Below are 23973 nucleotides of genomic sequence, written 5' to 3' on the forward strand. Positions count from 1 at the left end.
CCCGCTCCCCTCAGGACGCCGGGGATTCGCGAATCTCGGCCAGAGAGATCCTCATGGCGTCGGCGGCACGCGTGAACCAGTCGGAGATGGCGGCCAGTTCGTCCGGGCCATAGCTCTCGAAAAGCTCGGTGAGCCGCCGATAGGTGGGCTCGTACGCCGTCGCGACACGGGCGGCCGAGCTCTCTTCCGGGACGATCCGGACGCGGCGGCGGTCACGGGGGTCGGCGACGCGCCGGGCGTAGCCCGCGCTCTCCAGACGGTTGACCACCCCGGTGACGGCCCCGGTGGTGAGGCCGGCCAGCTCGGCGAGGCGTCCCGCGGTGAGCGCCTCCTCTCCCGCACCGAGGATGAAGCCGAGACACGTCAGATCTGTGACGTTGACCCCGAGGCGCTCGGCGATCGTGTGCTGCCCCACGAGGCTCAACGCGATCAATTGGTCCATCCGGGCGAGGACCTCCGGCGGCGAGACGACGGCTTCGGATTTGCCTTCCACCACAAAATCCCCTTACTATCTAAGAAGCTTAGCTCGTGAGTTAAATTATACGAGCCGACCCAACCTAGCGCCCGCCGCCCCCGCGATCCGCCGCGACCCCCGGGGACGGTGCTTTTCGATGGAGGAGACGTGGGGATCAGGAAAGACCTCGCGGAATTGGCCGCGATCCACGAAGAGCACGACATGGGACACACTGTGGCGGGCTGGACCGGCTCGATCGTCTGCATCATCGGATTCGCGATCTCCGGGGTGGCGATGACGGCCGGCGGCGTCCTCTTCTTCTGGATCGGCGCGGGGGTTGTGATCCTGGGCGGTGCGCTGGGATGGCTCCTCCACCAGCTGGGCTTCGGCAAGGAGATCGGGCCGCGACCGATGTCGGAGCGCGGCATGCGCCGCCGCCCGGCACCGAGGACACCCGAGGTGGAGGAGGTTCCCGGAGAAGCGGCACGATCCCGTACGGAACCTCACGCCTCCGCCCGCCCGGCTCAGCCCGCGACGATGGCCCAGACCGCATCGGGCACACCCCTCGGCCTCTGATCGGGCCGTCCCCCTGTCCGAGCCGGCAGGCCGGTCCCTCGAACGAGGGACCGGCCTGCCGGTTTTTCAAGCCTCTTCAGGGCCTCTTCCAGCCTGCCCCGGTCCGCTCACCCGGTTTCCAGCCTCCCCTGCTCACCCGCATCCGGGCCGGTCAAGTTCGCGAGGAAAGGCGCCCGTCCGAGCGAGGGCCCGACCGGCCAGGGCGTCGGGCACTCATCCCACATCCGCCAGATGGGACGAAAGCGTGCAACTATAGTGTAATTCCCCGACCGGGACCGCCCCGGTCGCATACCTGGTAAGACGGAGGGAACGCCCGCCCTGTGAACTGCGGGTCTAAGGAGTCTTTCCATGTCACCCGAAGGTGTGAACACGCTCTCGATCTCGGCCGACGTACGCGGAAACGCCATCGTGGTCCGTCTGATCGGCGAGCTTGACTACGACTACGCGCCGATCTTGCGGAGGGAACTCACCCAGGCCTGGAGCCTGGGAACCGGCAACCTGTCATCCAGGCTTACACCGCCTGCGGCACCCGGCACACCATCGGAGCTTCCAGCGTCCCAGACCCCCGACGCGTCGTCCGACCTCGCGGCCCCCTCATTACTCGACACACCACCGGGGTTGCCGGCCCCCTCGGCACCCGGCACACCTTCCGAACTCGCGGCGCCCCCGTCACTCGGCACGCCCTCCGAACTCGCGGCGCCCCCGTCACTCGGCACGCCCTCCGAACTCGCGGCGCCCCCGTCACTCGACGCACCGTCCGGGTTGCCGGCGCCTCCGGCACCACTTCTCCCCGAGACACCGCTTCCCCCCGAGGCGTCACTCCTCTCGGGCTCGCCTTTCCTCCCCGAGACACCGCTCCTCCCGGAAACCCCCTTCTTTCCGGAGAAACCGCTCTTTTTGGAGTCCCCTCTCCTCCCGGAGACATCACTCCTCTCGGAAGGCCCGCTCACCCCGAAGGATCCGCACCCCTCGGGCCCGCCTCCACCGCTGTCGCCCGAACCTCCCTCACCGTTCTTCCCCGGGAGCCCGCCTCCCCCCGCCCCGGGAAGCCCGCCACCGATCTTCCCCGAGGAGCCCTCTCCCCTCCCCCCGGACACGCCACCGGCGGACGGGCCGTCATCGGCCCCCACGATGACCTCGCCTTTCTCCCCGCCACCGGCCTCCCCCTCCCCTGAGACGTCCCCGGCGGCGGGAGCCGAGGTCGAGCCCTGGCTCATCCTCGATCTGGAAGGGCTCACCTTCTGTGACTCCACTGGGCTCGCGGAGCTGCTGTGGGTCATGCGCAAGAGCCAGGAGACGCGGACCCGCCTGGTGCTGGCCGGAGCGAGCCGGACACTGCGTCACATGATGGCCGTCACCGGGCTCCTCGCCCACTTCACGCTGGCCACCTCCGTGGAGACGGCCCTCGCGGGAGAGGAACTCGGGGCGGCGGAAGGATCCTGACGTTGGGGGTGGCTCCGGGCCGCCCCGCAGCCACCCCCACAAAAGGCACGCCCCGGGAGGGGCCTCCACGGACGTCAGAAGTCTGAGACGTATATCGTTAAAAAGCGCTCATTCGCCTGACAAATAAGTCAACATCTTCATACGGGAAAATCCACTATCCCTCGAAAGTGGGGTCCCGATGCGGAGGATGTCACCGCGGATGACCGCGGAAGCACTGCCCGAGACCATGGACGGGCTCCCCGTCAAACCCGGGGAATTCCTCGCCCTCGTGTCCGTGGACTTCACCGGGACCTACCAGGTCTACCTGGCGGCCAAGGACGAGCGGATCAAGATGACCCGGCTGTCCATGAGCCTGCTCGCCGCCCCGTTCGCCGCCGCGGTCGCCCTGGCCGGCGCGAAGGTGGTCAGCCCGGCGATGCTCACCACCTGGCACAGCGTGCCCTGGTACCTGTTCGCGATGACCGCCGCGTTCGGGCTGCTCAGCGTGCTGCCCTTCCTCCGGCTGATCGAGGCGGTCAACGCGCACATGAGGACCGCGCGGGCGCTCAACAACTTCCGCCTGCTCTACACGGTCCACCTCAAGGACCAGTTCGCCGCCCTCGGCTGGACTCCCAACCTGCCGGTGGATCCCCGCTATCCGGAGACGTACGCGCCGCTCGCCTGGCCGGGGATCAACGTGATGATGCTCGCCCTGGTCAACAGTTCCTACATCGCGGTCGGCGTGCTCGGGATGATCGGGGCCGCACCGGCCGTCGCCCTGCTCCTGGTGGTCATCGGACTGCTCGCGCTGGTCCACTATTTCGTCTACTACGTCCGCGCCAATGTTTCCCGGCAACGCCGGCTCCCACACAATCCCTTCCATTTCCCCAACGTGGAGACCTGAATGCCCGACCTCCTCAGATTCGCGTCTTGTGGGGAGACGTGGATCTGGCTGATGCGACACGTGACACACAACGGCGGGCCCGCCCTGGACGACCGCGGCCCGATCATCGAGGCTCCGGCGGTGCTCTTCGAGGTCACCAGCCTGGCCTGGGACGATCCCGTCCTGAAAAGCTACGGCGAGGCCGGAAAGATCCCGCTGTACTCCAGCAAGTTCAGCGAACGCTCGATCGTCCCGCCGTTCAAATACAGTTACGGAGGGCGACTCCGCCAGTTTCTCGGCGTCGACCAGCTCGGCTGGATCACCGACGTGCTGCGCACCAAGCCGTACACCAAGAGCGGCTGGATCTCGCTCACCGCCCCCGGCGAGTCTCCCGACGCGGTGCCCTGCCTGACCAGCCTCGCCTTCAGGCTCCGTGCCGGGCGGCTGGTCATGACCGCCGCCTTCCGGTCGCAGAACGTCTACACGTCCTATCTGAACTACGTACCGCTGCGCGGCATCCAGCGCGAGGTCGCGGACGGCCTCACCGTGGGCTGCGGATCGATGCGGGTCTTCGTCGACGTGCCGCACATCTACGCCGCGGACGAGGCGACGGTCGGGGAGATCCTCCGGCTCTCGGAGGGTGACGGGCCCGGCGAGAGAGCACCGGGCCCCGATCATCGGATCTGCCCCGTTCCCTGATCGCCCCACGAGCGTGTCCCGGCCGCCTGCCGGGACACGCTCGTGATTCTCTTCATCTCACCTGAAGCGGCGCAGTCGCAGGCTGTTGCTCACCACGAACACCGAGGAGAGCGCCATCGCACCCCCGGCGATCATCGGGGTGAGCAGACCGAACGCGGCCAGCGGGATGGCGGCGACGTTGTAGGCGAAGGCCCAGAACAGGTTGCCCCTGATCGTGCGCAGCGTGCGGCGGGACAGTCTGATCGCGTCGGCGGCCACCCGCAGGTCGCCCCTGACCAGGGTGAGGTCGGATGCCTCGATCGCGACGTCGGTGCCGGTGCCCATCGCCATGCCGAGATCGGCCTGGGCGAGCGCGGCGGCGTCGTTCACCCCGTCGCCGATCATGGCCACGGTGCGGCCCTCGGACTGAAGCCGCTTGACGACCTCCACCTTGTCGGCGGGCAGCACGTCGGCGATCACGTCCTCGACGCCGACGGCCTCGGCGACCGTACGGGCCACCGTCTCGTTGTCTCCGGTGAGCAGGATCGGACGCAGGCCGAGCGCGCGCAACGCGGCGACCGCCTCGGCCGAGCTGGGCTTGATCGCGTCGGCGACGGTGAGCACCGCGCGGGCCTTCCCGTCCCAGCCGACCGCGACGGCCGTCTCCCCGCGCGCCCGCGCCCCCTCAAGTTTCTCCTCCAGCTCCGGCGGCAGGTGCTGCGACCAGTCGGCGAGCAGCTGGGGACGCCCGACGAGGACGGCGTGCCCGTCGACGACGCCCTGGACGCCGAGGCCCTCGATGTTCGCGAAGTCCTCGACCTCGGCGGTGGAGTCCGCCGCGCGGGCGACGGCGCGGGCCACGGGGTGCTCGGAGGCGCCCTCCAGGGCTCCGGCCAGCCGGAGCACCTCCTCGCGCTCCTCACCGGCGGCGGGGAAGACGTCCTTGAGGGTCATCGTGCCCGACGTCACGGTGCCGGTCTTGTCCAGGACCACGGTGTCGATGCCGTGGGTCGACTCCAGCGCCTCCGGACCCTTGATCAGGATTCCCAGCTGGGCGCCCCGGCCGGTGCCGACCATCAGCGCGGTCGGTGTGGCGAGGCCCAGAGCGCAGGGGCAGGCGATGATCAGCACCGCCACGGCGGCGGTGAAGGCCGCGGCGGCGCCCGAACCGGTCCCGACCCAGAAGCCCAGGGTGGCCACGGACAGCGCGATCACGATCGGCACGAACACCGCGGAGATCCGGTCGGCCAGCCGCTGCACGGCGGCCTTGCCGTTCTGCGCGTCCTCCACCAGCCTGGCCATCTGGGCGAGCTGGGTGTCCGAGCCGACCCTGGTGGCCCTGACCACGAGCCGCCCCCCGGCGTTCACGGTGGCGCCGACCACCGCGTCACCCGGCCGTACCTCGACGGGGACCGACTCGCCGGTCAGCATGGACGTGTCCACGGCCGAGGAGCCCTCCTCGACCACGCCGTCCGTCGCGACCTTCTCCCCCGGCCGTACGACGAAGAGGTCGCCCGCCTTGAGCGCACCGACGGGAACGAGTTCCCCCGAGGCGAGCGTGACCTCCTTGGCGCCCATCGACATCAGCGCGCGAAGCGCGGCACCGGCTTGGCGCTTGGAACGCGCCTCGAAGTAGCGGCCCGCGAGGATGAAGGTGGTCACCCCGGCGGCGGCCTCGAAGTAGATGTTTCCCGAGCCGTCGCCCCTGGACAGGGTGAACTCGAAGCCGTGTCGCATGCCCGGCATGCCCGCCGTGCCGAAGAACAGGGCCCAGAGGGACCAGGAGAAGGCGGCGATCGTCCCCATCGAGACCAGCGTGTCCATGGTCGCGGCGCCGTGCCGCAGGTTGGTCCAGGCCGCCCGGTGGAAGGGCCACCCTCCGTAGACCACGACGGGACCGGCCAGGGCGAGGGAGAGCCACTGCCAGTTGTCGAACTGAAGCACCGGGATCATCGCCATCGCGATGACCGGCACCGAGAGCACGACGGAGGTGATCAGGCGCTGCCTGAGCGGGGTGAGCACGTCACGCTCCCCCTCCTCACCGGCCGCCCCTTCCGTCTCCCCGGACTCCCCCGACGCCGGCGGCGCGGGCGGCTCGGCGGTGTATCCGGCCTTCTCCACCTCCGCGACGAGGTCGTCGGGGGTGATGGCCACGGGGTAGGTGACCTTCGCCTTCTCGGTGGCGTAGTTGACGGTCGCGGTCACGCCGTCCAGCTTGTTGAGCTTGCGCTCGATGCGGGCCGCGCAGGAGGCGCAGGTCATGCCGCCGATGGCGAGCTCGATCTCGCCGCGGGCGGATGCTTCGCCGGTGGTCATGGACATCACGACCTCTCCTCGTCCCTTGCCTCGTGTCCCGGTCGTCGTGCGTGGTCCGGGGTCGTCACCGGACGGCCCGCCGGGGCGGAAACCTCACCGTCCGGGAGCGCGCCCTCCGGGAGCGGGCCCGTCCACCGTCCCGGCACGTGATGGGTGTGCCCAGACATATGTCTCTCCTCGTTATGAGAACACGTAACCCCTATGGGGTATTTCACGGTTGGTGGCTGTGCCCGTGGCCGTCACCCGAGGAGGCTCCGCCACCCTCGGGGTCCGGGCTGGTGGCGGCGGTGAACGCGGCGGTGCGCACGGTCCCGCCGTGCTTGAAGTCCAGGTAGAGGCCGTAGGTCCCCGCGCTCGGCACCTCGGCGTAGAAGGTGATGTTCGGGCCGGGCGTGGTGCGCCCGTCACCGGGCTCGCCGTCGGGGTGCACGTGCAGATAGGCCAGGTCGCCGTCGCGCAGCGCGACCAGGTGCCCGTACGCGGCCAGGTAGGGCTCCAGGTCGGTGACCGGCTCGCCGTCCTTGGCGACCGAGAGCGTGAGCATGCTCGTCCGGCCGGGGATGAGATCGCCCTTCAGGGTGACGGTATAGTCACCCACGGTGGCGGTCTCGGCCGGGACCGCGAGCGGCTCGGGCCGGTAGTCGCCCGCCACCGACAGATCCATGCCGAGCGTCAGCGGCTCCGCCCCCTCGGGGGCGAAGTCGGCGAACGCGCGGTACTCCCCCGCGGCGGGAAGCTTGAGCGGGACCGACCACACCCCGCCTCCCAGCAGGGTGGGATGCAGGTGCTGGAAGCCCGTCAGGTCGCGGCGCACCACGATGAGGTGCAGCTTCTTGTCGTGCTGCGTGGTGAACCCGGTGACGGGAGAGCCGTCGGGACCGATCACCGTGAAGCGGAAGTCGGTCCGCTTGTCCACCTTGACCTCGTCGGTCTCCGGCATGAGCATGTATCCGTCCTGGGAGACCTGGAGCCCCGCGGGAACGGTCGGCGCCTTCGCGGCCGTCGTGTCCTGGTGGGCTCCATGATCCGCGCCCCCACCCTCGCCCTGCTCCGCGCCGGCGCCCTGAGAGCTCTGGGCCTCCGCGTCTCCGATCGGACCGGCCATCCGGCCCGCCCCCAGGGCGCCGCCGAACACCATGGTCAGCACCAGCGCGTACGCACCCACCTTGAGCGCGCCGTTCATCGCGATCACCCCTCTCGAATACCCGTGGGGGGTATCCTTTCGCTCGCCTACAGTGCCACACCACCACCCTTTTCAGCAACCCCTGGGGGGTATGTCTGACGCCGGCCTCCAGGTCACAGGATGACCGATGCGCAGGAGGATGAAGAGACTTACCGGAATTCTGAGAACGGCAGACGCCGGACACGCTCCGAGGACGGGTCGTAGAGAGGTTCAGCGGTGACGGCGGCGCCCACCCAGGTCCCGGTGACGCCGACCTCGACCCGGTCGCCGGGGGCGGTGCCCTCGGGCAGGTAGGCGTAGGCGATCGAGCGGTCGACGCGGTGGCCGTACCCGCCACTCGTCACCCGCGAGGCGGGCAGCCCACCGACGCGGACCGGTTCCCCGCCGAGGCAGACCTGGCGGGGGTCGTCCAGGACCAGGCAGAACAGACGCCGCACGGGACGAGCGCCGGCCGATCGGTCGCCGGCCGGGCGGCGGGCGGATTCCAGGGCCGCGCGACCGACGAAGTCCTTGTCGCGGGCGGCCGCGAACCCCAGACCGGCCTCGTAGGGGGTGGTCTCCGGGGTGATGTCCATGCCCCAGACGCGGTAGCCCTTCTCCAGGCGCATCGAGTCGATCGCGCGGTACCCGGCAGGACGCATGCCGTACGGCGCTCCGGCCTCCATGAGCGTGTCCCACAGCGTCAGCCCGTACTCCGACGGGCAGTACAGCTCCCAGCCGAACTCGCCCACGAACGTCACCCGCTGGGCCAGCACCGGGACGTTCCCCACGCTGATCTCCCTCGCCTTCATGTAGCCGAAGGTGAGGTCGTCGCCGGACACGGAACCGAGGATGTCGAGCGCCCGCGGCCCCCACAGGCAGTAGCAGGCGTGGGCCGAGGTGACGTCTCGGACGTCGAGACCCCGGCCCCGGAGCCAGGCGGCGTCGTGAACGCCGAAGGCGGTGCCGGTGACCAGACGGAAACGGTCGTCCGCCAGGCGGGTGACGGTCAGGTCGGCCTCGATGCCGCCGCGCCCGTTGAGGAGCTGGGTGTAGACGATCGAGCCCAGGGGCCTGTCGATCTGCCCGGCGCAGGCCCGCTGCAACCCCTCCAGGGCTCCGGGCCCCGAGACCTCCAGCTTGGAGAACGAGGTCTGGTCGAACAGGCCCGCGGCGTCGCGGGTGGCCAGGCACTCCTCGCGTACGGCGGGCGACCAGATCCGGCCCGCCCAACCGTGCGGGCGAGGGCTACGGCCGTCCGGGGGGACGTCACGGACGTCCGGGGAGACACCGTGGCCGGCCGGAGCGACCTCATGGGCCTCGCGAACGTCCGGGAAGACCTCGCGGACGCCCGGTTCCGGATCCCGGGTGACCGGGGCGTCCACGGGAGGAGTCTCACTCGCCCCGGCCGGGCGCCCGCCGGGTTCGTACCAGTTGACCCGTTCCCAGCCGGACTTCTCGCCGAACGCCGCCCCCAGCTCCACATGCCGCACCCAGGCGGGAGAGCGGCGGAGCGGGCGGGCGGCGGTACGCTCCTCGCCGGGGTAGACGATGTCGTAGTACTTCGAGTACGAGTCCAGGGCCTTGGCGCGGGTCCACGATGCGGAACGGGCATGGGATCCGAAACGCCTCAGATCCATACCAAACATGTCGTACTCCGGCGAACCATCCACGATCCATTCGGCCATCACCTTGCCCACGCCGCCGGCGGCCGCCAGGCCGTGCACACAGAATCCGGCCGCCGCCCACAACCCGCGGACCGGGGTCTCACCGAGCAGGAACTCCCCGTCGGGGGTGAACGCCTCGGGGCCGTGGACGACCTTTGTGATCTCGGCATTGGCCAGGTCGGGAACCCTCCGCACCGCCGATTCCCACGATTCTTGAAATTTCGGCATATCGGGGGGAAAGAGAGCCCGAGGCTCCTCCAGTGGAGCAGCCGTGTCCCATATCTCGGGGTTCCTGATATATCCGCCTACCAAAATGCCGGCATTCTCCTCCCGGAAATAGACAATGTTGTCCGGATCCCGCACCGTAGGCATGGACGAAGGAACCCCGAATGGTTCGGTGACTACATATTGATGTTTTATCGGCACAACCGGAATGTCCACCCCGGCCATCCGCCCGACCCGCCCGCTCGCCGCGCCCGCCGCGACGACCACGGTCTCCGCCTGGACCGACCACTCCTCGGCGTCGCCGGAGCCCTCGGCCCCCGACGCGAGCCGCACCCCGGCGACCGTGCCGTTCTTCACGTCGATTCCCGTCACCCGGGTGCCGGTGTATATCCGCACGCCCAGCTTCCGCGCCCCCGCCGCCAGTGCCCTGGCCAGCAGCGCCGGGTCCAGCCAGCCGTCCCCCGGCAGCCAGAGCGCGGCCCGCACGTCGTCGGCGCGCAGCAGCGGGAGCATCTCCTTCGCCTCGGCACCGGAGATCATCTCCAGGCCGAGCCCGTAGGTCTCTCCGGCCCCGGCGAGCCGCAGCGACTCCTCCACCCGCTCGGGCGTGGTCGCCAGGCGGAGGCCGCCGACCCCGTGCCATCCCGGGTCCAGCCCGGTGAGCTCGGCCAGTTCGGGGTAGAGACCGGCCGAGTACATGATCATCTTGGTCTGCGTGACGGTCGAGCGGAGCTGGCCCACGAAACCGGCCGAGTGCCAGGTGGTGCCCTCGGTGAGCTCGTGCCGCTCGACGAGGATCACCTCGCTCCAGCCGAGCCTCGCGAGGTGGTAGGCCACGCTGCAACCGGCCACTCCACCGCCGATCACGACGGCTCGCGCGGATCCGGGAAGTTTCACGGCAGGGAACCCCTCTGTAACAACTAGTCCACAGAATCGGATCAATGGTATGAAGGTAGGCCAAAGGAGGGCGGCATGCCAGATCCTCGAGCGGACGTCCGAAAATGGGCTGGTCAGCCCATAACCGAGACCCCGATCAAGGGTGGCCTCAGCCACCGGATCTCGCGGCTCACCACGGCCGACGGGCAGCGCTGGTTGCTGCGCGTGCTGGATCCCCGGGTGTCGGAGGCCGGCCTGGGCATACCTCTCGACCAGGAGATCGCCAACACGGTCCACGCGGCGGACGCCGGGGTCGGCCCCAGGGTGCTGCACCGGCTGCCGGACGCGCTGGTGCTGGAGTATCTCGACGGCGTCACTCTGGACGCCCACGCCGTACGGACGATTCCCGGCCCCATCGCCGCGGCCTGTCGCCGGCTGCACGCCGGACCTCGGTTCGTCAACGACTTCTCCATCTTCCGCAAGCTCGACGAGTTTCTCGCCCTCTGCCGTACCCACGAACTGAGCACACCCGACGGCTACCGGGACCGCCTTCCCGCGGCGGCGGAGATCGAAAGGGCGCTCGCCGCCGATCCGCTGCCCACGGTGCCGTGTCACAACGACCTGCTGCCGGAGAACTTCATCCGCTGCGGCGGTGAGGTGCGGATCGTCGACTACCAGCTCTCGGGGAACAACGACCCGGCCTTCGAACTGGGCGACATCGCCGCCGAGGCGGACTACGACCCGGACCTGACCGCCCGGCTCGCCCGCGCCTACTTCGGCACCGACGACCGGCGGCTCACCTCCAGGGTCCGGCTCAACCTGATCATGTCCAACCTGACCTGGACGCTCTGGTTCTCCGTACACCACGGGCTGCTCAAGGAGCAGGCCGCCGACGCCGACTTCGACTACGAGGCCGAGGCCGCCGACAAGTTCTCGCAAGCCGTGCGGGACCTGGACGACCCGGGGTTCGGACGGCTCGTCGACGACGTCCGGGGCGCGAGCTCCGGATTTCCACCCCCCGCATAACCCCCCAAGGAGGCTTGAGTGACCAAGCCAACGTCGGTCGACGAGGACGCGAAGCGTCTCGCCGAACTCGGTTACAAGCAGGAGCTCTCCAGGACCTGGAGCGGCTTCTCCAACTTCGCCATCTCCTTCTCGATCATCTCCATCCTGGCCGGCTGCTTCACCACGTTCGGCCAGGCGTGGAACAACGGTGGACCCATCGCCATCTCGTGGGGGTGGCCGCTGATCTCGATCTTCATCCTGATCATCGGGCTGTGCATGTCGGAACTGGTCTCGGCCTATCCGACCGCCGGTGGCATCTACTGGTGGGCCGCCAAGATGGGCAGGCCGATCCACGGCTGGTTCACCGGGTGGTTCAACCTCGTCGGCCTGATCGCCGTGACGGCCTCGGTCGACTACGGCTGCGCGACCTTCCTGAACATCACCCTCAACCGGTTCTTCCCCGCCTGGGACCCCAGCCTGACCAACGCGTTCATCCTGTTCGCGGTCATCCTCACCCTGCACGGCCTGATCAACATCTTTAGTCACCGGCTGATCTCGACGCTGCAGAACGTCTCGGTGTGGTGGCACGTCTTCGGCGCGGCGGTCGTCGTACTGATCCTGATCTTCGGCCCCGACTCGCACCAGTCGATGTCGTTCGTCTTCACCGAGACGATCAACAACTCCGGCTTCTCCGACTCGTCGTACTGGTTCTACGTGCTGCCGCTCGGCTTCCTGCTCACCCAGTACACGATCACCGGGTTCGACGCGTGCGCCCACGTGTCGGAGGAGACCCAGGGCGCCTCCACCGCCGCCGCCCGAGGGCTGTGGCAGTCGATCTTCTACTCGGCGATCGGCGGCTGGATCCTGCTGCTCGCCTTCCTGTTCGCGGCGACCGACGTGGACGCGGTGAACGAGGCGGGCGGCTTCGTCGGCGCCATCTTCGACAGCGCGCTCCCCGGCAACCTGGCCACCGCGATCTTCACGATCTCCACCATCGGCCAGTTCTTCTGCGGGATGAGCTGCGTGACCTCGATGTCCCGGATGACCTACGCCTTCTCCCGCGACGGCGCCATCCCCGGCTGGCGCCTGTGGTCGAAGGTGGACGCCAACCGGACCCCCGTCAACGCGATCGTCTTCGGCTGCGCGGCCGCGCTCGTCCTCACCCTGCCCGCGTTGTACGAGGCCCCCGGCGGTCTGCCGCTCGCCTTCTACGCGGTCGTGTCGGTGGCGGTCATCGGCCTCTACATCGCCTTCGCGATCCCGATCTGGCTGCGGCTGCGGATGGGTGACCGGTTCGAGCCCGGCCCCTGGACGCTGGGGTCGAAGTACAAGGTCATGTGCTGGATCGCGATCGTCGAGATCGTCATCGTCTCGATCTACTTCATCATGCCGCTCGTCCCGGCCGCCGTGCCGTTCAGCGACGACTTCACCTGGACCGCGGTCAACTACGCGCCGATCGTGGTCGGCGTGATGGTGCTGGCCGTGGGCCTGTGGTGGGTGCTGTCGGCGAGGCACTGGTTCACCGGCCCGCGCCGCACGATCGACATGAACGAGGCGTTCGACCCGGCCGGCACGGCGGGCGGGGAACCGACCGGCTGACCGCCCCGCGGGACCTCCCCGCCGACCGTTCCCTGAGAAGACCGGGAAACGAGCCCCGCGCCGCGAGGCCGCGCCGCCGACGTTCCCGGAGAGGACCGGGAAACGAGCCGACCGGCCCTGGAGAGGGCCGGTCAGCTCGCCTCGAAGGCCTCCGCCACCGCCGCACGGACCCGATCCATCGCCGTGGCGGCGGGGGCCCCGCCGAACATCGTGAACGTCGTCCCCCCGGCGGCCGGGGCCTCCCGTCCCACGGACGTCATGTCCACATCCGGCATGCCGCAGGCCACGGCCCAGTTCCACGGGGTCAGGTCGCCGTCGACGTTGAGGGCGAACCCGTGACTGGTGACACCGCGGCTCTGCCGCATGCCGATCGAGACGATCTTGCGTCCCGTCTCTGCCGTCCACACGCCGGTGAGCAGTTCCGAGCCCGGCGGGGTGTCGCGGCGCTCGGCCGGGACACCCAGCGCGCCGAGCGCGCCGACGAGCCTCAGCTCGACCTCGCGGACGTAGTCGACGATCCCCTCGCCCTCGCCGAGCTTGACGATCAGGTATCCGACCAGCTGGCCGGGGCCGTGGTAGGTGAGCTGCCCGCCACGACCCGTGCTCACGACCGGGATGCCGTGAGCGGGGTCGGGCAGGTGCTGCTCAGGGGTTCGCCTGCCCACGGTGTACACCTGCGGGTGGCTGAGCAACCAGAGCGTGTCGGAGCGCTCGTCGCGCTGCCGCTGACCGACCATGTCGGTCATCCGCTCCATCGCCTTCTCGTAGTCGACCAGGTCGTCCTGGACCAGGGACAGTGGGCGTCGCCTCATGCCCCCAGCTTAATTTCACCGGGACGCGTCGCGACCCGGGGGCCGGAACACCGGCCCTCGTCCTAGTAGCGGGCCGCGGGCGCCTTGGGGACGAAGATCCACATCAGCACGTAGGCGACCCACAGGGGCCCTGGAATGAGCGAGAGCAACAGCCAGAACACCCGGACAAGGGTGGGCGGCATGTTGAGACTGTCCGCGATCCCGCCGCAGACTCCGGCGATTATCTTGTGATTTCTCGAACGGTACACGTTGCCTCTCTCGAATCGATGTTCTTCGTCCTTTCAAACGAACGACCGGAACCCATCCGTTCCCGAGACACCCCTGAGAAAACCCTGTCAGGGTCGGCTTGATAACTTTTTTCGCACCCGAACGTCGGCACATCTAGGCGAAACCGGTTGATCACGGTACGTTCCGCCATGTACCTAATAGGGGATTCCCCTCCGTTCCACCCCGAGGAGCGCTATGCGCCTGAGGTTACGACGCAGCCTGGTCCAGACCGCCGCCCTGGTCACGGCCCTCGCCCTCCCTCTCGCCCTCACCGCACCGGCGAGCGCGACCACGTCCACGGACGTCACCGACGTCCTCGCGAACGTGTTCGCGACGCAGATCAAGGGCGGCAACGTCAAGAAGCACCTTGACAAGTTCCAGCAGATCGCGACCGCCAACGGCGGCAACCGCGCCGCCGGCTCTCCCGGTTACGACGCCTCCCTCGCCTACGTGCAGGACAAGCTGCGCAAGGCCGGATACAAGACCTCCACGACCGACGTCGAGTTCCCGCTGGACTGGGAGGAGGCGAGCCCCTCCGTCCTGCAGCAGACCGCTCCCGTGGCGAAGACCTACGCCAACCCCGCCGACTTCGTCACCGTCATCTCCTCCAGCCGAGGAGACGTCACCGCGCAGGTGCAGGTCGTCGACGCGGTCCTCCCGCCGCCCCCGGTCGCGAACACCTCGACGGCGGGTTGTGAGGCCTCGGACTTCGCCGGGTTCGTCCCCGGCCGGATCGCGCTGCTCCAGCGCGGCACCTGCCCGTTCATCGACAAGGCCACCAACGCCAAGGCGGCCGGCGCGGCCGGTGTGATCTTCTTCAACGAGGGCCAGCCCGGCAGGACCGACCCGCTCGTCTTCGACATCCGCGAGTGGCGCTTCGGCTTCCCCATCGTGATGACGAGCACGGCCGTCGGCCTTGAGCTGGCCGCCGCCCCGAACACCACCGTCCGTCTCAAGGTCGACGCCGAGACCGAGGTCGGCCGTACCAAGAACCTGATCGCCGACTCCCGCTGGGGCAAGTCCGGCGAGATCGTCGCGGTCGGCGCCCACCTCGACAGCGTGCCCGAGGGCGCGGGCATCAACGACAACGGCTCCGGCAGCGCCGCCATCCTCGAGACCGCGCTGAAGCTGGCCTACGTGCCGACCAAGTACAAGGTGCGCTTCGCCTGGTGGGGCGCGGAAGAGCTCGGCCTGCTCGGCTCCGACCAGTACGTCGCGGGCCTGTCCCAGGCGGAGAAGGACAAGATCAGGCTCTACCTGAACTTCGACATGATCGCCTCGCCCAACGACGTCACCTTCCTGTACGACGGTGACGACTCCGACGCCGAGGGCGCCCCGGCGGGTCCTGCCGGTTCCGCCCAGGTCGAGAAGCGCCTTGAGTCGTTCTACAACAAGCGCAAGCTGCCGTTCGAGGGCACCGACTTCGACGGCCGCTCCGACTACGGCGCGTTCATCGCCAACGGCATCCCGGCCGGCGGTATCTTCACCGGCGCCGAAGGCATCAAGACCCCCGAGCAGGCCGCCAGGTTCGGCGGAACCGCGGGCGTCGCCTACGACCCCTGCTACCACGCCGCCTGCGACGGCATCAACAACATCAGCGCCGCCGCGCTCGACCGCAACTCCAAGGCCGTCGGCTACGCCACCGCGTACTTCGCCTACGACCTGAAGGGCATTCCCGACCGCAACGCCGCGACCAAGGCACTCTCCAGGTCCGCGGCGCCGGCCGCGGCGGACCACCACCACGGTGAGGCCGCCCGCTAGGGATTCGCTCCGCAAGCGCACCACCACGCTGTACGGCGCGCACCCGCCACGGGTGCGCGCCGCTCGGGGACCCCCCACACCCCTCAAACCCGAGGAGCATGATGCGCAGTCTGTGGACCATGGGCATGGCGGCGATCCTGGCCATCCCGTTGGCGTTCACCGCACCATCGGCGTCGGCCGCCGTCCCACCGGACATCTCGCTGACCGCCGTGAAGGCACACCTCACACAGCTCCAGTCCATCGCCACCGCCAACGGCGGCAACCGCGCCCACGGCCGCCCCGGCTACCTCGCCTCGGCGAACTACGTCAAGGGCCTGCTGGACGGCGCGGGATTCACCACCTCCCTGCAGTCGTTCACCTACAACGGCGCGACCGGCTACAACGTCATCGCCGACTGGCCCGGTGGCGACCCGAACGACATCCTCATGGTCGGCGCCCACCTCGACAGCGTGACCGCGGGACCGGGCATCAACGACAACGGCTCCGGCAGCGCCGCCATCCTGGAGACCGCCCTCGAGGTCTCCCGCCAGTCGCTGGCACCCACCAAGCACCTCCGCTTCGCCTGGTGGGGCGCGGAAGAGCTGGGCCTGCGCGGCTCCCAGTACTACGTGAACAACCTCTCGGCCACCGAGCGCGCCAAGATCAAGGGCTACTACAACTTCGACATGGTCGGCTCGCCCAACGCCGGTTACTTCATCTACGACGGCGACAACTCCGACGGCGTCGGCTCGGGCCCCGGCCCGGCGGGTTCCGCGCAGCTGGAGGCGACGCTCCAGGCGTACTTCACCTCGATCGGCGTCGCCACCCGGGGCACCGACTTCGACGGACGCTCCGACTACGGGCCCTTCATCGCCGTCGGCATCCCCGCGGGCGGCACCTTCACCGGCGCTGAGGGCGTCAAGTCCAGCGCCCAGGCCACCCTCTGGGGCGGTACGGCGGGGCAGGCGTTCGACCCCTGCTACCACCGGGCGTGCGACACGACGTCCAACATCAGTGACACCGCGCTGAACCGCAACGCCGACGCCATCGCCTACGCGGTGTGGACGACCGCGACCGCCGTACCTCCGACGGTCGTCTGGCAGGACACCTTCGAGACGGCGACCGGCTGGACGACCAACCCGTCGGGGACCGACACCGCCACCTCGGGCCAGTGGGAGCGCGGCGTCCCGCAGGCCACCAACTCCAGTGGCGCCAAGCAGCTCGGCACCACCGTGAGCGGCACCAACGACCTGGTCACCGGCAGGCTCGCGGGTTCCGCGGCCGGCGACTACGACATCGACGGAGGCATCACCAGCGTCCGCTCCCCGGCCGTCGCCCTGCCGTCGACCGGGACGCTCAAGCTCGCCTTCTCCTGGTATCTCGCGCACGGCTCCAACTCCTCAAGCGCCGACTACCTGCGCGTGAAGGTCGTCGGCTCCACCACCACCCAGGTGTTCCAGCAGCTCGGCGCGGCCTCCAACCGCAACGGCGCCTGGGGTACGGCGGACGTCGACATCTCCGCCTTCGCGGGGCAGAGCGTCCGGATCCTGGTCGAGGCCGCCGACGCCTCGGGCGCCTCCCTGGTGGAGGCCGGGGTGGACGACGTCAAGGTGACCCGCCAGTGAGCGGGGCGGTGACCCGGCGGCAGTAGACGAGACCGGGTGCGGCCCGCGCCTTCCCCCTCCACGGGCCGTCCGGATCGCCTCCGGACGGCCCGCCACGCGGGTCGCACCCCTCCCGGGTCTCGTGGACGACCTCTCGCGGCCCCTTTCGAACGAACCGCCCTCGAACGAATCGCCTTCCGACGAACCTCGAACGAACCGCCCTCGAACGACCCGGCGTCCGCGGGCGGGAAACCCGCGTTCCGGGGCGAACCCCCGTCAGTCCGAATCGTCGAGCCGGGGTTTCTCGTGCGCGGTGCCCTTGAGCTCGTGGAAGCCCGGGGTTCCCGCCACGAGCAGCGTCCCGTCCCACAGGCGGCCCGCCTGCTCGCCGACGGGAATCCGGGAGATCACGGGGCCGAAGAACACGACGCGCCCGCCACCGGTGGCGGGACCGGTGGCGGCGACCACCGGGGTGCCGACGTGCTCGCCGATCAGGCCGATGCCCTCCGCGTGCGAGGCGCGCACCGCCTCGTCGTAGGCCGTCGACATCCCGGCCTTGGCCGGTTCCGGCGGCAGGCCCGCGGCGGCGAGGGAGTCGTGCAGGGCACCGGCCCAGTCCTGCCCACGAGCGCGGCCGACGGTCCACATCGCGGTGTACAGCCTCCCGAGCGCCTCCTGCCCGTACTCCTGTCGTACGGCCTCGCAGACGCGCACGGGAACCCAGAGGTATCCCTCCGTGTCGCCCTCGGGATCCTCGTCGCGGCCCTCGTTGAGCACCGCCAGGCTCATCACGTGCCAGCGCACCTCGACCGGCCGCACCCTCTCCACCTCCACCAGCCACCGGGAGGTGATCCAGGTGTACGGGCAGGAGGGGTCGAACCAGAAGTCCGCGATCGTCCTGATCGTCATTCCCAGCCCTCCGATCGTCGTCCTCGGACGACGCCCGAGTACTGTGCCACCCTCGCCGAACGGCGCTCAGGAGCCAACTCGACTCGCCATCTGATCTTCGTTGGCCCCCACTCGGCAGTGCCCTGAACGACCCGTGTCACACCGGCCCCGCTGCTCCGCTAGCCTCGCGTAGGTTATCCACGCGCAGGCACGGAAGGTGCTTCAAGTGATCAGCTGGTTCGAAGCGGTGGTCCTCGGGCTGATTCAGGGATTGACGGAGTTTCTGCCGATCTCCTCCAGTGCCCACATCAGGGTCGCGTCGGCGTTCTTCGGCTGGCCGGACCCGGGGGCCGCGTTCACCGCGGTCATCCAGCTCGGCACCGAGGCCGCGGTGCTGATCTACTTCCGCAAGGAGATCTGGGAGATCATCTCCACCTGGACGCGCTCCCTGTGGACCCCCGGCCTGCGCGGCCACCACTCCGCCCGGATGGGCTGGTACGTCATCGTGGGCACCATCCCGATCGTGGTGCTCGGCCTGCTCTTCAAGGACTCCATCGAGGGTGCCTTCCGCGACCTGCGGCTGATCGGCACGACGCTGATCGTCTTCGGCCTGGTCCTGTGGTTCGCCGACCACACCGCCCGCAACAAGCTCACCCTGGAGCGGAACCTCAGCTTCACCCACGCCATGATCTACGGCTTCGCCCAGTCGCTCGCTCTCATCCCCGGGGTGTCCCGCTCCGGCGGCACGATCAGCGCCGGGCTGCTGCTGGACTACCGCAGGGAGGAGGCCGCGAAGTACTCCTTCCTGCTGGCCATCCCGGCCGTGCTGGGCTCGGGCTTCCTGGAGCTGTTCAAGATCGGCGACGGCAGCGCCCCCGACTGGGGGCCCACGATCCTGGCCACCGTGATCTCGTTCGTCGTGGGCTATCTGGCGGTCTCGTGGTTCCTGAAGTACATCAGCACCCACCGCTTCACCGGCTTCGTGATCTACCGGATCGCCCTCGGGATCATCATCATCGCCCTGGTGAGCTTCGGAATCCTCGACCCGTCGGCCTAGAGACCCGGCCAGGTCACTTCCCGGACCCGCCAGGACGCGGATCTCGCAGGCCGGCGATTCTGGCGACCGCCAGCGAGGTCGTGATCTCAAGAAGGTCGCGCGGACGCGAGAGTTTCAGAGCGGTCAGGTCCTCGATCCGGCGCATACGCTGAAGCACGGTGTTGGGGTGAATGTGCAACTCCCTCGCCGCCGCCCTCCTGTCCATGTCGTTCTCCACGAGAACACGCAGGGTGGTCACCAGGTCGGTCGAGCGCTCGCGATCGTAGTCGAGCACCGGTCCGAGCACCCGCCGGGCGAACCGGCGCAGCCCGTCGGTGTCGCCGACCTGAAGCAGCAGGTTGTCGACGGTCGGCTCGGCGAGATGGAGGACGACCGGTTCCGGCGACTCGGCGGCCAACTCCAGTGCCCCTCTCGCCGTCCGGAAGGCCGTCCGAAGTCCCGGCAGGGTCGGTGTCGGAGCCGCCACGGCGGCGGTCACCTGTCTCACCGAGCGGGCTTTACCGAGCACCTCGGCCAGCCGCTCGGTCGCCTCGCGCGGTGTGTCCGTCGTACCGTCTCGCCACACGGTCCGGTCGGGCCAGAGCACGACGACCAGGCCCCGGTGCGCGGCGGCGAGCGGAGGCGGGTTCATTCCCGCGAGGAGCCGGGTGATGGTCGCGAGCGCGCGTTCGGCGGCGGGGAGTCCGGCGGCGCCGTCGGTCTCGCGTACCGCGATCGCGCTGAGGGTGTGCGTGCCGGTGAGGTCGTGGCCCATGCGACGTGCCCGTTCGACCACGGCGGCGACGTCGAGGGACTCGTCGGAGAGCAGGTCGGCGACGAGGGAGCCGCGCAGGCGCCCCTCGACGTCCGCGGCGGTGCGTTCCCTGAGCAGTTCGAGGGCCGCGACGACCGAGGCGTGCTCGGTGGCGCGGATGTCGAGCCCGGTGAAGGAGGCGAGGGGCCGACGGACCCAGATCCTTCCCACGACCTCGCCGTCGAGCAGGACCGCCGATACGACGAAGGTCTCGCCCTCAAGCATCGTTTCCACCAACGACCCCTCGGTGAGATCGGGAGCCGTCGAGGGCGGCGCGTCGGTCCCCAGCGACCGGCCGTCGCTACGTGCCAGCACCGACCCGTGGGCGTCGTCGGCGAGAACGTCGGAGCCGAGCAGGTCCGCGAGCGCGGTGACGACACCGCCGATCCCCTCGCCGCGCAGGGCGATCGCGGTGAGCTCGACGTGGATCTCCTCCGCGCGGCGAAGCAGGGCGTGCTGCCTGGAGAGGGAGCGGTTGAGCTCGCGCAGTTCGCCGATGGTCGCCCGCTCCCTGACCTGCAGCTGGGCGGTGACCAGCGCGATCGCGACCTGGGTCGCGAGGGTGCCGACGAGCTCGCGTTCGGCGTCGTCGAAGTGGTGGGGCCGCTGACGGTAGCAGTTCAGGGTGCCGACGACCGTGCCGGCGCTGCGCAGTGGCACGGACACCAGGGCCCGGTAGCCCTGCTCCTGGGCGACGCCGCCCCACGGGCCGAACCGTGGTTCGAGACCGATGTCCTCCAGGGCGACGATGTCGCCGGTGCGGAACGCCCGGCTGGTGGGTGCCTCACCCTCCCGCCCGACGCCGAGCAGGATCGGGCGTTCGGCGTTGACCAGGTCGACGTACTCGGGGGAGAGCCCGTGGTAGCCGCGGATGACGAGCGCGGTGCCCTCGGGGTTGGGCAGGAAGACGCCGCAGAAGTCGTATCCCATGAGTGAGCACGCGGTCTCGGCCACCCGGTTCAGGAGATCGCCGAGCGGCTCCTGGCGGCTGACGGCGGCGCCGATGTCGGCGATCCCGGCCAGCCAGCGCCGCAGTTCGTCATGATGCGGTTCCACGATCGCGGCGCCCCCCTCATGTTCGAAATCACACTATAAAGCCCGCAGGTGTGAGCGCTGAGACATTGAGGAGGTGGCTACCGCTGGAGCATCGTTGTTCTGGCCGGTGACCTCCGTCACACGGTGCCACGAAAGCAGGGTAGGGAAGCCGTGCGGTTGAACAAATACAGATCCCGGGCGCTGGCGGCTCTGCTCACGGTCGGCGCCATGTTCGTCTCGACGGCCTGCGGAGCGGGTCTGGGCGGTCCCGCCTCCTCCCGGGCGGCACGCGACGGTGTCATCCGGTTCACCTTCGCCCCCGACCCGATCTGGGACTACATGCACGACGAGGGGATCATCGAGGACTTCGAGAAGGAGACGGGGATCTCCATCGAGACCTCGGCGACCTGGGACGAGTTCGGGCTCTTCGCCGGCGGCCACGCCGACATCATCTCCTCGGCGTCCTTCGAGGTGCCGGGACTCGAGGCGGAGACCGAGCGGGCCACGGTGATCATTGGACGCTACAACTCCGAGCGGAGCCGGCTGATGGTGCGCGCCGACGACCCGGCGAAGTCCTTCGCCGACCTCAAGGGCAAGCGGCTCGGCGTGTTCACCTCGGTCTCCGGAACCCTGGTGTGGCACGCCCTGGTGGAGAAGATGCACGGACTCGCCATCGCCGGAGAGAAATCCGACTTCAAGATCGTCGTCGCCGACATCCAGAACCTCTCCAACCTGCTCGCCCGCGGCGAGATCGACGCCTGCATCTGCTATCCCGACCTGTCCGCGCGCGAACTGCGCGAGGGCAGCGTCCGCGCCCTGTACGACGGCAAGTCGTCCGCGGACCTGTTCGCCGACCTGGAGGCACCCGGCCACGACGGTCCCATGGGCAACGTGTTCGTCGCCCGCGAGGACTGGGCCGCGGAGCACCCCCGGGAGGTCGAGGCCTTCCTGGACCTGTGGTCGCGCGGCCTCAAGGAGTGGCGCGAGCACCGCGACGAGATCATCGAGCGCTACCCGCAGCACTTCGCCGTCGAGTCCCCCCGTTACGTGGAGTTCATGAAGAGCTACGTGGCCGAACACGACTGGGTGGTCCAGGACATCCGTTTCGACAGGCGGTGGGCCGACGACGAAAGCAAGATCTTCGACCTCATGCGCGAGACCGGCGTCATCGAGGACGACGTGAAAAACCCGAAATTCCTCCCCACGGCAGGAGATCGCCGGTGACTTCGCCGACCACCACCGAACCACCCGTCACCCAGCCCGGCCAGAGTTCGCCGAACGCGCGAGTCCGCGGCCGGCGGTCAGGATTCAACAAACTCAACGGCCCCGAAGGCGCCCGGGGCTCCTCACGGTGGCTCGTCTCGGCGGTCGCGCTGCTGGGGGCACTCGCCACCTGGGCCCTGGTCGCGTGGATCATCGATGACAACATCCTGCCCGCCCCGTTCAAGGTCTTCGGACGCGTCGCCGACCTCGTCGCCTCCGGTGAGGCGTTCGGCAACTTCGCCGCGAGCATCGTGAAGATCGGGATCGGCTTCGCGCTGGCGCTCGCCGTCGGCCTGCCGATCGGGTTCGTGATGGGCCGCAGCCGGTTCATGACGACCTACTTCTCGATGCCGCTGTTCGTGCTCGGGAACGTTCCGGGCCTCGCCTACGCCGTCTTCGGGTTGGTCATCTTCGGCGTGGGCTCCACCGGGCCGATCGTGGTGTCGGCCCTGGTGGCCGTCCCGTTCATCGCGATCAACGTCGCCGAGGGCGTCCGTTCCGTCGACGGCGGGCTGCTCCGCATGTGCCGGGCCTTCGATCGGCGGCCCGTCGACGTGGTGCGCCACGTCTACCTGCCCGCCGTCACGGCCTTCGTGTTCGTGGGCGTCCGCTACGCCTTCGCCATGGCCTGGAAGGTCGAGGCCCTCACGGAGGTCTTCGGCGCCGACAACGGGGTCGGCTTCATGATCCGGCGCGCCTACCAGGAGTTCAAGGTCGCCGACATGCTCGCCTGGACCATGTTGTTCGTCATCGCGATGGTGCTGATCGAGCGCGGCCTCGCCCGGATCGAGACCAGGGTGTTCGCCTGGAGGAAGGAACTCTGATGAGCACCGCAACCGCGCCCGAGGCGACACCTCGTCCCCTGCCCGCCGGCGGTACGGCATCCCTGTGGTCGCGACACGGACGCTCGACGTCGTCCTCCGTGATCGCGCTCGTCACCTCGCTGCTCTCCATGCTCGCCGTCTGGCAACTCGCGGCCGAGTACGGACACCGCGTGCCCTCGATCGGCGAGACGTTCGGCCGGCTGGGCGGCGAGGCGGCCGGCGGTCACCTGTGGGCCAACCTGGCCGTGAGCATGAACCGCTTCACCCTGGGTCTCGTCGTGGCGCTCGTCGTCGGAACGGCCCTGGGCGTGCTGATGGGACTGTCCAGGTTCGCCGATCACGCCCTGTCCGACCTGACCATGGCCGCGCTCGCCGCCCCGGCGGTGATCTGGGCACTTTTGACCACGATGTGGTTCGGTTTCGGCTGGCTCACCCCGGTCACGACGGTCTTCCTCTCGGCCCTGCCCTTCGTGGTCGTGAACATCGCCAAGGCGGTCAGGGCGGTGCCCGCCGACCTCGTGCTCATGGCCCGCTCGTTCGGTGTCGGCCGCCCCCACGTCCTTCGTCACATCGTGGCTCCGGCGGTCGCGGGCTCGACGGTCGCGGCGGTGCGCTTCGCGATCATGAGTGCCTGGAACGGCCTGCTCCTCGCGGAGTGGTTCGGCTCGACCTCCGGCGTCGGCTGGCGCTCCCGCTACTGGTACGACGCCAACCAGCTCGACGGCTTCCTCGCCTGGGTCGTCGTCTTCATCGTCTTCCTGGTCCTCGCCGACCAGATCCTCCTCGGCCCGATCGAGCGCTTCGTCACCCGCTGGCGCACCGCCTGA

The 23973-nt window shown here is 69.3% G+C and carries 20 protein-coding genes; 12 read left to right on the plus strand and 8 right to left on the minus strand.

Annotated elements, in window-relative coordinates; all coding sequences use genetic code 11:
- Window positions 1-10: 10 nt before the first annotated feature.
- Window positions 11-493: a MarR family transcriptional regulator gene (locus ACFY3V_RS05720; RefSeq protein ID WP_350942907.1), complete on the minus strand. Its 483-nt coding sequence runs from the start codon at window positions 491-493 to the stop codon at window positions 11-13.
- A 129-nt stretch (window positions 494-622) separates the two neighbouring features.
- On the opposite strand from ACFY3V_RS05720, the gene ACFY3V_RS05725 reads away from it, so the two are divergent.
- The 4 genes from ACFY3V_RS05725 to ACFY3V_RS05740 all read left to right on the plus strand — a co-directional run bounded on the left by ACFY3V_RS05725 (window position 623) and on the right by ACFY3V_RS05740 (window position 4034).
- Complete coding sequence (locus ACFY3V_RS05725) at window positions 623-1030, plus strand: HGxxPAAW family protein (protein ID WP_389770407.1); 408 nt, start codon at window positions 623-625, stop codon at window positions 1028-1030.
- A gap of 1131 nt (window positions 1031-2161) precedes the next feature.
- A complete protein-coding gene (locus ACFY3V_RS05730) occupies window positions 2162-2473 on the plus strand; it encodes an STAS domain-containing protein (RefSeq protein ID WP_362896564.1) in 312 nt (103 codons plus the stop codon).
- Window positions 2474-2672: 199 nt separating this feature from the next.
- Window positions 2673-3356: a hypothetical protein gene (locus ACFY3V_RS05735; RefSeq protein WP_350942902.1), complete on the plus strand. Its 684-nt coding sequence runs from the start codon at window positions 2673-2675 to the stop codon at window positions 3354-3356.
- Window positions 3357-3407: 51 nt separating this feature from the next.
- Complete coding sequence (locus tag ACFY3V_RS05740; RefSeq protein WP_389770411.1) at window positions 3408-4034, plus strand: hypothetical protein; 627 nt, start codon at window positions 3408-3410, stop codon at window positions 4032-4034.
- A gap of 57 nt (window positions 4035-4091) precedes the next feature.
- On the opposite strand, the gene ACFY3V_RS05745 is transcribed toward ACFY3V_RS05740, so the two are convergent.
- The 3 genes from ACFY3V_RS05745 to ACFY3V_RS05755 all read right to left on the minus strand — a co-directional run bounded on the left by ACFY3V_RS05745 (window position 4092) and on the right by ACFY3V_RS05755 (window position 10280).
- Window positions 4092-6329: a heavy metal translocating P-type ATPase gene (locus ACFY3V_RS05745; protein ID WP_389771260.1), complete on the minus strand. Its 2238-nt coding sequence runs from the start codon at window positions 6327-6329 to the stop codon at window positions 4092-4094.
- 211 nt (window positions 6330-6540) lie between these two features.
- Window positions 6541-7512 carry a hypothetical protein gene (locus ACFY3V_RS05750; RefSeq protein ID WP_389770414.1) on the minus strand — a complete coding sequence of 324 codons (972 nt, stop codon included), beginning with the start codon at window positions 7510-7512 and terminating at the stop codon, window positions 6541-6543.
- A gap of 149 nt (window positions 7513-7661) precedes the next feature.
- The gene (locus ACFY3V_RS05755) at window positions 7662-10280 is read right to left on the minus strand and encodes an FAD-dependent oxidoreductase (RefSeq protein ID WP_389770417.1); all 2619 of its coding nucleotides are present in this window, start codon (window positions 10278-10280) and stop codon (window positions 7662-7664) included.
- Window positions 10281-10355: 75 nt separating this feature from the next.
- On the opposite strand from ACFY3V_RS05755, the gene ACFY3V_RS05760 reads away from it, so the two are divergent.
- Both ACFY3V_RS05760 and ACFY3V_RS05765 read left to right on the plus strand, forming a co-directional pair.
- A complete protein-coding gene (locus tag ACFY3V_RS05760; RefSeq protein ID WP_362896572.1) occupies window positions 10356-11285 on the plus strand; it encodes a phosphotransferase in 930 nt (309 codons plus the stop codon).
- Window positions 11286-11303: 18 nt separating this feature from the next.
- Window positions 11304-12863 carry an amino acid permease gene (locus ACFY3V_RS05765; protein WP_389770421.1) on the plus strand — a complete coding sequence of 520 codons (1560 nt, stop codon included), beginning with the start codon at window positions 11304-11306 and terminating at the stop codon, window positions 12861-12863.
- A 131-nt stretch (window positions 12864-12994) separates the two neighbouring features.
- On the opposite strand, the gene lipB is transcribed toward ACFY3V_RS05765, so the two are convergent.
- Window positions 12995-13675: a lipoyl(octanoyl) transferase LipB gene (gene lipB, locus ACFY3V_RS05770; protein ID WP_350942897.1), complete on the minus strand. Its 681-nt coding sequence runs from the start codon at window positions 13673-13675 to the stop codon at window positions 12995-12997.
- Window positions 13676-13737: 62 nt separating this feature from the next.
- On the minus strand, window positions 13738-13923 hold the full coding sequence (locus ACFY3V_RS05775) for a PspC domain-containing protein (protein ID WP_350942895.1): 186 nt from the start codon (window positions 13921-13923) through the stop codon (window positions 13738-13740).
- A gap of 214 nt (window positions 13924-14137) precedes the next feature.
- On the opposite strand from ACFY3V_RS05775, the gene ACFY3V_RS05780 reads away from it, so the two are divergent.
- Together ACFY3V_RS05780 and ACFY3V_RS05785 are read left to right on the plus strand one after the other, a co-directional pair.
- On the plus strand, window positions 14138-15703 hold the full coding sequence (locus ACFY3V_RS05780; protein WP_389770426.1) for a M28 family metallopeptidase: 1566 nt from the start codon (window positions 14138-14140) through the stop codon (window positions 15701-15703).
- 98 nt (window positions 15704-15801) lie between these two features.
- On the plus strand, window positions 15802-17307 hold the full coding sequence (locus ACFY3V_RS05785) for a M28 family metallopeptidase (RefSeq protein ID WP_389770429.1): 1506 nt from the start codon (window positions 15802-15804) through the stop codon (window positions 17305-17307).
- 255 nt (window positions 17308-17562) lie between these two features.
- Here the strand turns inward: ACFY3V_RS05785 and ACFY3V_RS05790 are convergent, their stop codons facing one another.
- Window positions 17563-18195 carry a disulfide bond formation protein DsbA gene (locus tag ACFY3V_RS05790; protein WP_389770432.1) on the minus strand — a complete coding sequence of 211 codons (633 nt, stop codon included), beginning with the start codon at window positions 18193-18195 and terminating at the stop codon, window positions 17563-17565.
- A gap of 205 nt (window positions 18196-18400) precedes the next feature.
- Between ACFY3V_RS05790 and ACFY3V_RS05795 the strand changes: the two genes are divergently transcribed.
- Window positions 18401-19231, plus strand: a complete 831-nt coding sequence (locus tag ACFY3V_RS05795) for an undecaprenyl-diphosphate phosphatase (protein ID WP_350942890.1) — start codon at window positions 18401-18403, stop codon at window positions 19229-19231.
- Window positions 19232-19244: 13 nt separating this feature from the next.
- On the opposite strand, the gene ACFY3V_RS05800 is transcribed toward ACFY3V_RS05795, so the two are convergent.
- Entirely contained in the window at window positions 19245-21080 is a 1836-nt protein-coding gene (locus tag ACFY3V_RS05800) for a GAF domain-containing protein (RefSeq protein ID WP_362896582.1), read from the minus strand.
- A 156-nt stretch (window positions 21081-21236) separates the two neighbouring features.
- Here ACFY3V_RS05800 and ACFY3V_RS05805 point away from each other — a divergent pair, with 156 nt between their 5' ends.
- Genes ACFY3V_RS05805 through ACFY3V_RS05815 form a run of 3 tightly spaced genes read left to right on the plus strand, consistent with a single transcriptional unit; the run spans window position 21237 to window position 23973 of the window.
- The gene (locus tag ACFY3V_RS05805; protein WP_389770437.1) at window positions 21237-22283 is read left to right on the plus strand and encodes an ABC transporter substrate-binding protein; all 1047 of its coding nucleotides are present in this window, start codon (window positions 21237-21239) and stop codon (window positions 22281-22283) included.
- Entirely contained in the window at window positions 22280-23146 is an 867-nt protein-coding gene (locus ACFY3V_RS05810; RefSeq protein ID WP_362896586.1) for an ABC transporter permease, read from the plus strand. The genes ACFY3V_RS05805 and ACFY3V_RS05810 overlap by 4 nt, the downstream gene beginning before the upstream one ends.
- The gene (locus ACFY3V_RS05815; RefSeq protein WP_362896588.1) at window positions 23146-23973 is read left to right on the plus strand and encodes an ABC transporter permease subunit; all 828 of its coding nucleotides are present in this window, start codon (window positions 23146-23148) and stop codon (window positions 23971-23973) included. Before ACFY3V_RS05810 ends, ACFY3V_RS05815 begins: the two co-directional genes overlap by 1 nt.

Origin of the sequence: Streptosporangium sp. NPDC000095, from assembly GCF_042899335.1 — a bacterium.
Taxonomy (GTDB): domain Bacteria; phylum Actinomycetota; class Actinomycetes; order Streptosporangiales; family Streptosporangiaceae; genus Streptosporangium.